This window comes from Rathayibacter sp. AY1C4, assembly GCF_002932195.1.
GTDB lineage: Bacteria > Actinomycetota > Actinomycetes > Actinomycetales > Microbacteriaceae > Rathayibacter.
In genome coordinates this window covers 1-6,619 of record NZ_PSWE01000055.1, presented here as the reverse complement: position 1 = coordinate 6,619, position 6,619 = coordinate 1, and the positions used below count along the sequence as shown (strand labels likewise).

Here is a 6,619-nt window from a genome sequence, read left to right as displayed (position 1 = left end):
ACACTGGGCGCGAAGACCCGCCAGCCCGGCACCCCGAGCGCCAGCCCGGCACCCCGAGCGCCCGCGCGCCGCGGAGCCCCGGCTCCCGGGGTCACCGTCTCTGTCCAGCAGAACCGCTCCGACATCGCCGGCGGCACCATGGTCTTCGAGGTCCACAACGGCAGCGGCGCCCCGATCGAGGTCACCGCGGCCCGCCTCACCGACCCGCGCCTCACCGCCCCGCTCACCTGGACCGGCGGCACGGGCGTCCCCGACGGGACCTCGCGAGACCTCCGCGTCGACGTGCCCGAGCCCGCCTGCCCTGCCGCGGAGGCGCCCACCGCGCTCGAGGTCGTCCTCGCCATCGACGGCCACGGCGAGCACGCGTACCCCGCCGACGACCCGTTCTCGTTCGTCGACGCTCTCGCCCGGTCCGGATGCTTCGCCCGCAGCGTCGACGCCGACCTCGCCCTGCGGATCGACACGTCCGGAGGCGCCGCGCACGAGCCGGCGCGCCTCACGATCACCGCCGACGTCCGGGGCACCCCCCTCGTGCTCCGCAGCGTCGACGCCACGATCCTGCTGCAGCCGCCCGACGCCGCCGACGCCTGGACCCTCGACCGCTCCGTGCCCGCCGGGACCCTCGACTCCGTGGTCCTGGACGCCGTCCCCACCCGCTGCGACACCCACGCGCTCGCCGAGGACAAGGTCGGCACGCGCCTGCCGGTCACCGTCGAGACCGCGGGCCGGCAGGGCACCGTCGTCGTCGCCGCGACCCCCGAGCAGAAGGGCGAGCTCTACGCGTTCATCACCGCGTACTGCGCGTCCTGAGCGGGGAGGCGGGCGGCGCCGCACTGCTGCCCGCAGCGACCGACGCCTCCACCGCCACTGTTCGGTCCCGTCCGCTTCACGCCGGCGCCGTGCTCAGCGCCTGCAGCCCCGTCACCCGCAGCAGGTCGAGCCGCGCCTCATCCTCGCTGCCCGGCGCCACCGTGTAGACGACGATCCGCAGGTCGGTGCCCGGAGCCGTGAGCACGTCGCAGTCGATCGTGATCGGTCCGACGGGCGTCCGCGTCACCGTCTTCCGGCTCGCGCGGTGCTCGGCGATGCGCGCCTCCGCCCAGCGCCGCTCGAAGTCGGGCGACTCCTCGCGCAGCCGGGCGACGAGGGCGGCGAGCGCCGGATCGCGCGGGTAGCGCCCGGTCGCCGCGCGCAGGTCGGCCGCGAGGTCGCTCGCGAAGTCCTCCTCGTGCTGCGCGTCGAACTCGGTGCCCGCGTGGCCCGAGGTGAAGTGCCGCCAGACGAGGTTCCGCTCCAGCCCGGTGAACACCGAGGGGTCGCCGTTGAGGGCGGCCCAGAGCGGGTTCCACAGCAGGATGTCGTGGGCCGCCGTGAACACCGCGAGCGGCACGTCGCCCAGGCGGTCGACGATCCGCTGCACGCCCGGGCTCACGTGCTGCGGCACGACGCCCGGCGAGGGGACGGCGGCGCCGGCGACCCGGTAGAGGTGGTCGCGCTCGCTGTCCGTGAGCCGGAGCGCCACCGCGAGAGAGCGGAGCATCGACGGCGACGGGTTCCGTGCGCGTCCCTGCTCGAGCCGCACGAGGTAGTCGACGCTCACGCCCGAGAGCGCCGCCAGCTCCTCGCGGCGCAGGCCCGTGGCGCGGCGGCCCGAGCCCGCGGGCAGGCCGACGTCGGCGGGACGGATGCGGTCGCGCCACGAGCGCAGCACCGTGGCGAACTCCTCCATGCCGCCCATCCTCCTCCGCCCGCCGTCGCCGAGCCAGGTACTGCCGGTCCCCCCGTCGAGCGCGGCCTGGTCGAGGCCCGACCACCCGCGCAGGATGGGCGCATGACCACGACACTCATCACCGGAGCGAACCGCTCCCTCGGCCTCGAGACCGCCCGCCGACTCCTCGAGGCGGGCCACACCGTCTACGCCGGCATGCGCGACACCGCCGACGGCGACGCCGCCCGCGCGCTCGGCGCCCACCCCGTCCGCCTCGACGTCACCGATCAGGCGAGCGTCGACTCCGCGATCGCCTCCCTGCCCGGGCTCGACGTGCTCGTCAACAACGCCGGAGTGCTGGGCACCTCGTTCGGCGTCGACGACCTCACCCCGGAGGCGATGGCGGGCGTCCTCGAGACGAACGTCGTCGGCATCGTCCGCGTCACACAGGCCGCGCTCCCGCTGCTGCAGGCCTCCGCGGCCCCGGTCGTCGTGAACGTGGCGTCCGGAGTCGGCTGGCCGCGCTGGCTGAGCACCGAGGGCCACGACGAGTTCCCCGTCACCGCGATCCCCTACGCGGCATCGAAGGCGGCGGTCGTCGCGCTCACCGTGCAGTACGCGAAGAACCTGCCGGCGATGCGGATCAACGCGAGCGACCCCGGCTACACCGCGACCGACTTCAACGGACACGGCGGGCACCAGACCGTCACCGAGGGCACGGACGCGACCGTCGCGCTCGCCCTGCTCGGCTCCGACGGGCCGACGGGCGAGTTCCACGACCGGCGCGGGCGCATCGAGTACTGAGCTACGGGGCGGGCGCGGTCGGCCGGACGCCGGCCCGGACCCGGCAGGCGTCCGCGTGCCCGTTCGAGGAGCCGCAGCCCCGAGCCCGGCGTGCGTCAACGCGCCCGTTCGAGAAGATCCCGGCCCGACCCTACGTGCGTCCGCGTGCGCCCGAGACGCGGTGAGGTCCCCGAACCCGCCCTCGGCGCACCGGCCAGCACATGGTGATGAGGTGTCCTGTCTGCGCGGTCACCGGTCCTCGGTGCTGGGCTGTGAGTGACGGCCGGAGCCGGGACGCTGCCCACCGCGTGACAGAGGGCCGGATGAACCGCCGGCCCGACGGTGCGTGCTCGCTCCGGTGCGCCTACCGACTCACCGCGTCTCGTGTCAGCTCTGCAGCTCGACCCCCCAGTTCGTCCTCTGGACGTCGGCGTCGAGCCCGCGCAGCTCGCGCGCCACGGCGTCGGCCTGCTCGCGCAGCTCCCGCACCGGCAGCGCGGGCAGGCGGCGCAGCTCGCTCCGGAGCTGGCGGTAGCCGCGCTCGCCGGCGGCCGCGTCGGCCGCGCGGGTCAGGAGGCTGTGCCGGGCGCGCAGGGCCTCGCGCCGGGCGAGCGCCGCGGTCAGCACCTCTCCGGTGGGAGTGGTGGCCGTCGCGTTGGTGAGGTTGATCGCCGTGACCAGCCGCTCGAGCTCGCCCAGTGCGCGCGTGCAATCGGCGAGCAGCTCGGCCGGGTCCTCGGTCGGCTCCTCTCCCTCCTGGTAGGAGGCGTTCGCGACGATCCGCGACTGGAGGGCCTCGATCCGCTTCTGCAGGTCGGCCCGCTCGAGGAGTGCTTCGGCGAGAGTCATGCGACCAGGCAAGCACACATCGACGGGACCCGCGCCCCTAGGCTGCGACCGTGCCGCTGCAGAACCATCCCGGAGACGTCGAGTTCCCCGTCCGACCCCGGCTGCGCTACGCGCGGGCGGCCGATGCGCACCGGCGCGGGCAGGGCGCCGGACGCCGCGCCCTCCTGGTGACGGCCTTCGCGGCTCCGGTGGGCCTGGTCGGCTTCGCATGGGGGCTCGCGCTCGGCGGCGGCGAGAGCGTCGTCGCGTTCACGGCGTTCGCGTTCGCTCTGGCCTTCGGGCTGCTCGCCGCCACGGTCGGCTTCCAGCAGTGGGATGCGCGCGCGCCGCGCCGCGAGCAGCTCGCCTACCTCGGCGCGGCCGACTCGCCGACCCCGTCCCTCCGCCAGCAGCAGCTGCTCGCGCTCGACGCGGTCAGCGACTTCTCGTTCGCCGGCTGGAACTCCTCCCTCGCGTTCCAGCCCTCGTGGGCCGAGCTCCCGGAGGAGCTGCGGCGCCGCTACGCCGACGGAGCGAAGGGGGCGCCCTGGCAGCAGCTGCCGCTGCATCCGCTCGTCGAGCACCGGGTCGCGCTCGACCGCGACTTCCGCATCGCCTCGGCCGACGACGTCGAGCTGCTGGTCGCCGACGTGCTCACCCGCGGGCCGCTCTCGACCCGTTTCGCCGAGGTCTCGGCCTCCGCCGACGCCGAGCGGATGCGCTCCCGAGTCGCCGCGCTCACGGGCGGCAGCGAGTTCCACCTCCTCGAGCTCGCCCAGGCGGTCGACGGGCGTCCGCCGCTCCTCCTGCTCGCGGGCGACGCCGAGCGCACGATCGGCGCGATCCGCTACGCCTACGTCGCCGGCTACCTCCCGGCGGCGCGCGCCTGGGAGCTGCTGGCCGCGGTCGGCGACCGCGTCTTCGAGCGCTACTCCGGCTGGGACGCCTACTGGGCAGACGCGGCCCTCGCCATCGCCTTCCGCACCGACTCGCTCGGCGCAGTGCAGCACCACCACCGTCTGCGCGCGGAGCTCGCGGCCTCGGGGTGGCCGGCGGCGTCGGTGCCGTACCCGGGCTGAGCGCGGGGCGGCTGCGGAGACGGTGCGACCGAGCTGGAGCGTCCGGACCGGAGGCGTGCTCCCGCGCGGTGACCTCCCTCGCCCACGGGGCTGTCGACGCGGAGAGAGCTGCGGCCCCGGCGTCAGCCCAGCTTCGAGGCGGGCACCGTCTCGAGGTGGAGCAGGTCGCGGCGCAGGCGCTGCGAGCGGACGTAGCTGCTCAGCACGTGCTCGGGCGAGGGCGGGGAGTCGCTCCCGCCGAGGAGGGCGCGCGCGGTCGTGAGGCGTGCGCGGCGGATCTCGTCGAACACGGTGGTGCCGTTCCGCGCGAAGGTGCGCTGCAGCGTCCGCTTCGGGACGCCGAGGCGCTCGCAGATCTCCTGGACCGAGAGGCGGGGGTCGGTGGACATCGCGGCGATCAGGGCGAGGGCGCGCGTGTAGACGTCCTCGCTGCTCTCGCGCGGCAGCGAGGTCGCCAGCACAGCGCCCGCCAGCTGCTCGACGGCGGCCCGCACCAGAGGGAAGGCGGGGGAGTCGGCGTCGAGGGTGGAGCCGAAGGTCGCGTTGACGGTCGAGAGCAGGATGCCGCGGCTGGCCGCGTCGGCCTCGGTGACGACGGCGCCACGGTCGGCCGAGTCGACCAGGCCCAGCAGCGGGCGGTCGAGGGCGATCTCGGTGCGGGCGCTCGGGGTGTCGGTCACGATCGTGAACGGGGAGTCGCAGTGGAGGAAGGCGATGGCACCCGGCGCGACGCGGACCTCGAGCGCCGCCGGATCGTCCGGCTGGATCACGATCGCGCCCTCGAGCGGGATGATCAGGCGGACGCCCGGGCCGATGGCGGAAGTGCGGTGCAGGCGGGCCGGCGAGTGCCAGATCCGGAGCACGTCGACGCCGTCGCTGCAGAGGGTGTCGGCCACGATGCGGAACGCGCCGTTCGCGCGGACGTCGACGCCGCTCTGGGCCAGCCACGCGGCCGCCGCGGTGTCCCGGCGGGACACCCCGCGATCGACGATCGGTCGGCTGCCTTCTGCGATTCCCCTCACGGCGGAGTCCTTTCCTCTGGCGCGTCCTCCGTACGACGCGATCCCTCTACCCTGGCCGATCCGGCCCGGTGGTGAGAAGTCTTCATGCGATCGCATCGTCGCTCACCTCCACCGCAAGGTGTCGGATCCCGCCATCGGGGGACGGAACCTGACCTCGGGAGTGCGCCTCGGATCGACGTGGACCTCGAGCGCGGCGACGTCGGTGAACGGCCGGTCGTCGCTCGTGCGGCCCCGCAGCACGATGGAGTGGCGGAGCGTCCGCGGTGCCCGCAGCGGCGCGATCGTGTAGTGCGCGACGGCCACGAATCCCGCGCCTGGGGCGACCCGCTCGGGCCGGCCGACGACGGTGACCGGGGCCTCGTCGTAGTCGAGCTCGACGCCCGAGCCGTCGGTGAAGGAGCCGCAGAACAGGGCGAGATCGTGCAGGGCGGCGGTGCCGGAGTTGTGGAACTGCATCCAGAAGGTGATCACAGCGACGGACCCGCGGGCGGGCGCGAGCCGCACCGCGCTGCCGTCGAGGACGAGGTGCGGGGGCGCATCGAGCGTCGGAGCTCCGAGCATCAGCCGCGCCGCCTGACGCCCGCCGCCGGTGCGGCCACCGGTTCCGCTGCGCGTCCCGCCAGCTGCAGGAGGCCGCACGCGGCGACCACTCCGACGAGGGCGGCCGCCCAGCTCAGGTCCTGCTGGTCGAACTCCCGGACATGCGCCGGGACGCCCGTGAATCCGAGGATCCCCTGGGCCGCGGCGACGGTGGCGAAGGCGAGCATCGCGGCCGTGGCGGCGACCGCGGCCGGGGTGGGCGGGTCGCCCTCCGAGTCCTGGGCGAAGCGGCGGACGGCGTGCGCGAGGGCGAGTGCGCAGAGGGCTGCGGCGACGAGGGCGGCCGCGGTGTAGGCCGGGCCGGCGGCCAGGAGGAGGAGGGCGCCGACGACGACCCGCAGGCAGGCTGGAAGGACACCGGGAGCGCTGCATCCGCGCGCGCCAGGGCCTCCGCCGAGGGCCGCGGTGAGGGCGCGGGACTCCTCGAGGCGCCTCCGGACGCCATGAGGACCGGCGGCGCGGAGCAGGGCGGTCGCGCCCGAGGCGAGCAGCGCGACGCCGACGAGCAGGGGGAAGACGAGGGCTGCTGGCGGAGGGACGGGGTCGGCGAGTCGGCCGCGCCGAGGTAGGCGAGCTGCTCGCGGCGCGGCGCGCGCGCA

At 75.3% G+C, this 6,619-nt stretch carries 7 protein-coding genes and 1 pseudogene; 3 read left to right on the top strand and 5 right to left on the bottom strand.

The genetic code is table 11. The features are described from left to right. Positions 1–810, top strand: an 810-nt coding sequence (locus C5C99_RS17275) for a hypothetical protein (protein WP_104340427.1), incomplete at its 5' end; no start/stop codon positions are given. Between the two features lie 76 nt (positions 811–886). On the opposite strand, the gene C5C99_RS16455 is transcribed toward C5C99_RS17275, so the two are convergent. Continuing rightward, entirely contained in the window at positions 887–1,729 is an 843-nt protein-coding gene (locus tag C5C99_RS16455) for a helix-turn-helix transcriptional regulator (RefSeq protein WP_104340426.1), read from the bottom strand. A 102-nt stretch (positions 1,730–1,831) separates the two neighbouring features. Between C5C99_RS16455 and C5C99_RS16450 the strand changes: the two genes are divergently transcribed. After that, positions 1,832–2,512, top strand: a complete 681-nt coding sequence (locus C5C99_RS16450; RefSeq protein WP_104232897.1) for an SDR family NAD(P)-dependent oxidoreductase — start codon at positions 1,832–1,834, stop codon at positions 2,510–2,512. A 366-nt stretch (positions 2,513–2,878) separates the two neighbouring features. Here the strand turns inward: C5C99_RS16450 and C5C99_RS16445 are convergent, their stop codons facing one another. Further along, a complete protein-coding gene (locus tag C5C99_RS16445; RefSeq protein ID WP_104224023.1) occupies positions 2,879–3,340 on the bottom strand; it encodes a DIP1984 family protein in 462 nt (153 codons plus the stop codon). 50 nt (positions 3,341–3,390) lie between these two features. Here C5C99_RS16445 and C5C99_RS16440 point away from each other — a divergent pair, with 50 nt between their 5' ends. Continuing rightward, positions 3,391–4,398 carry a DUF1266 domain-containing protein gene (locus C5C99_RS16440; protein WP_104224022.1) on the top strand — a complete coding sequence of 336 codons (1,008 nt, stop codon included), beginning with the start codon at positions 3,391–3,393 and terminating at the stop codon, positions 4,396–4,398. 122 nt (positions 4,399–4,520) lie between these two features. Here the strand turns inward: C5C99_RS16440 and C5C99_RS16435 are convergent, their stop codons facing one another. The 3 genes and pseudogenes from C5C99_RS16435 to C5C99_RS17270 all read right to left on the bottom strand — a co-directional run. After that, positions 4,521–5,375, bottom strand: a complete 855-nt coding sequence (locus C5C99_RS16435; protein WP_146084671.1) for a helix-turn-helix domain-containing protein — start codon at positions 5,373–5,375, stop codon at positions 4,521–4,523. A 147-nt stretch (positions 5,376–5,522) separates the two neighbouring features. Next, the gene (locus C5C99_RS16430) at positions 5,523–5,981 is read right to left on the bottom strand and encodes a hypothetical protein (RefSeq protein ID WP_104282897.1); all 459 of its coding nucleotides are present in this window, start codon (positions 5,979–5,981) and stop codon (positions 5,523–5,525) included. After that, a pseudogene (locus C5C99_RS17270) lies at positions 5,981–6,619 on the bottom strand (hypothetical protein); the annotation flags it as partial. The gene C5C99_RS16430 and the pseudogene C5C99_RS17270, both read right to left, overlap by 1 nt.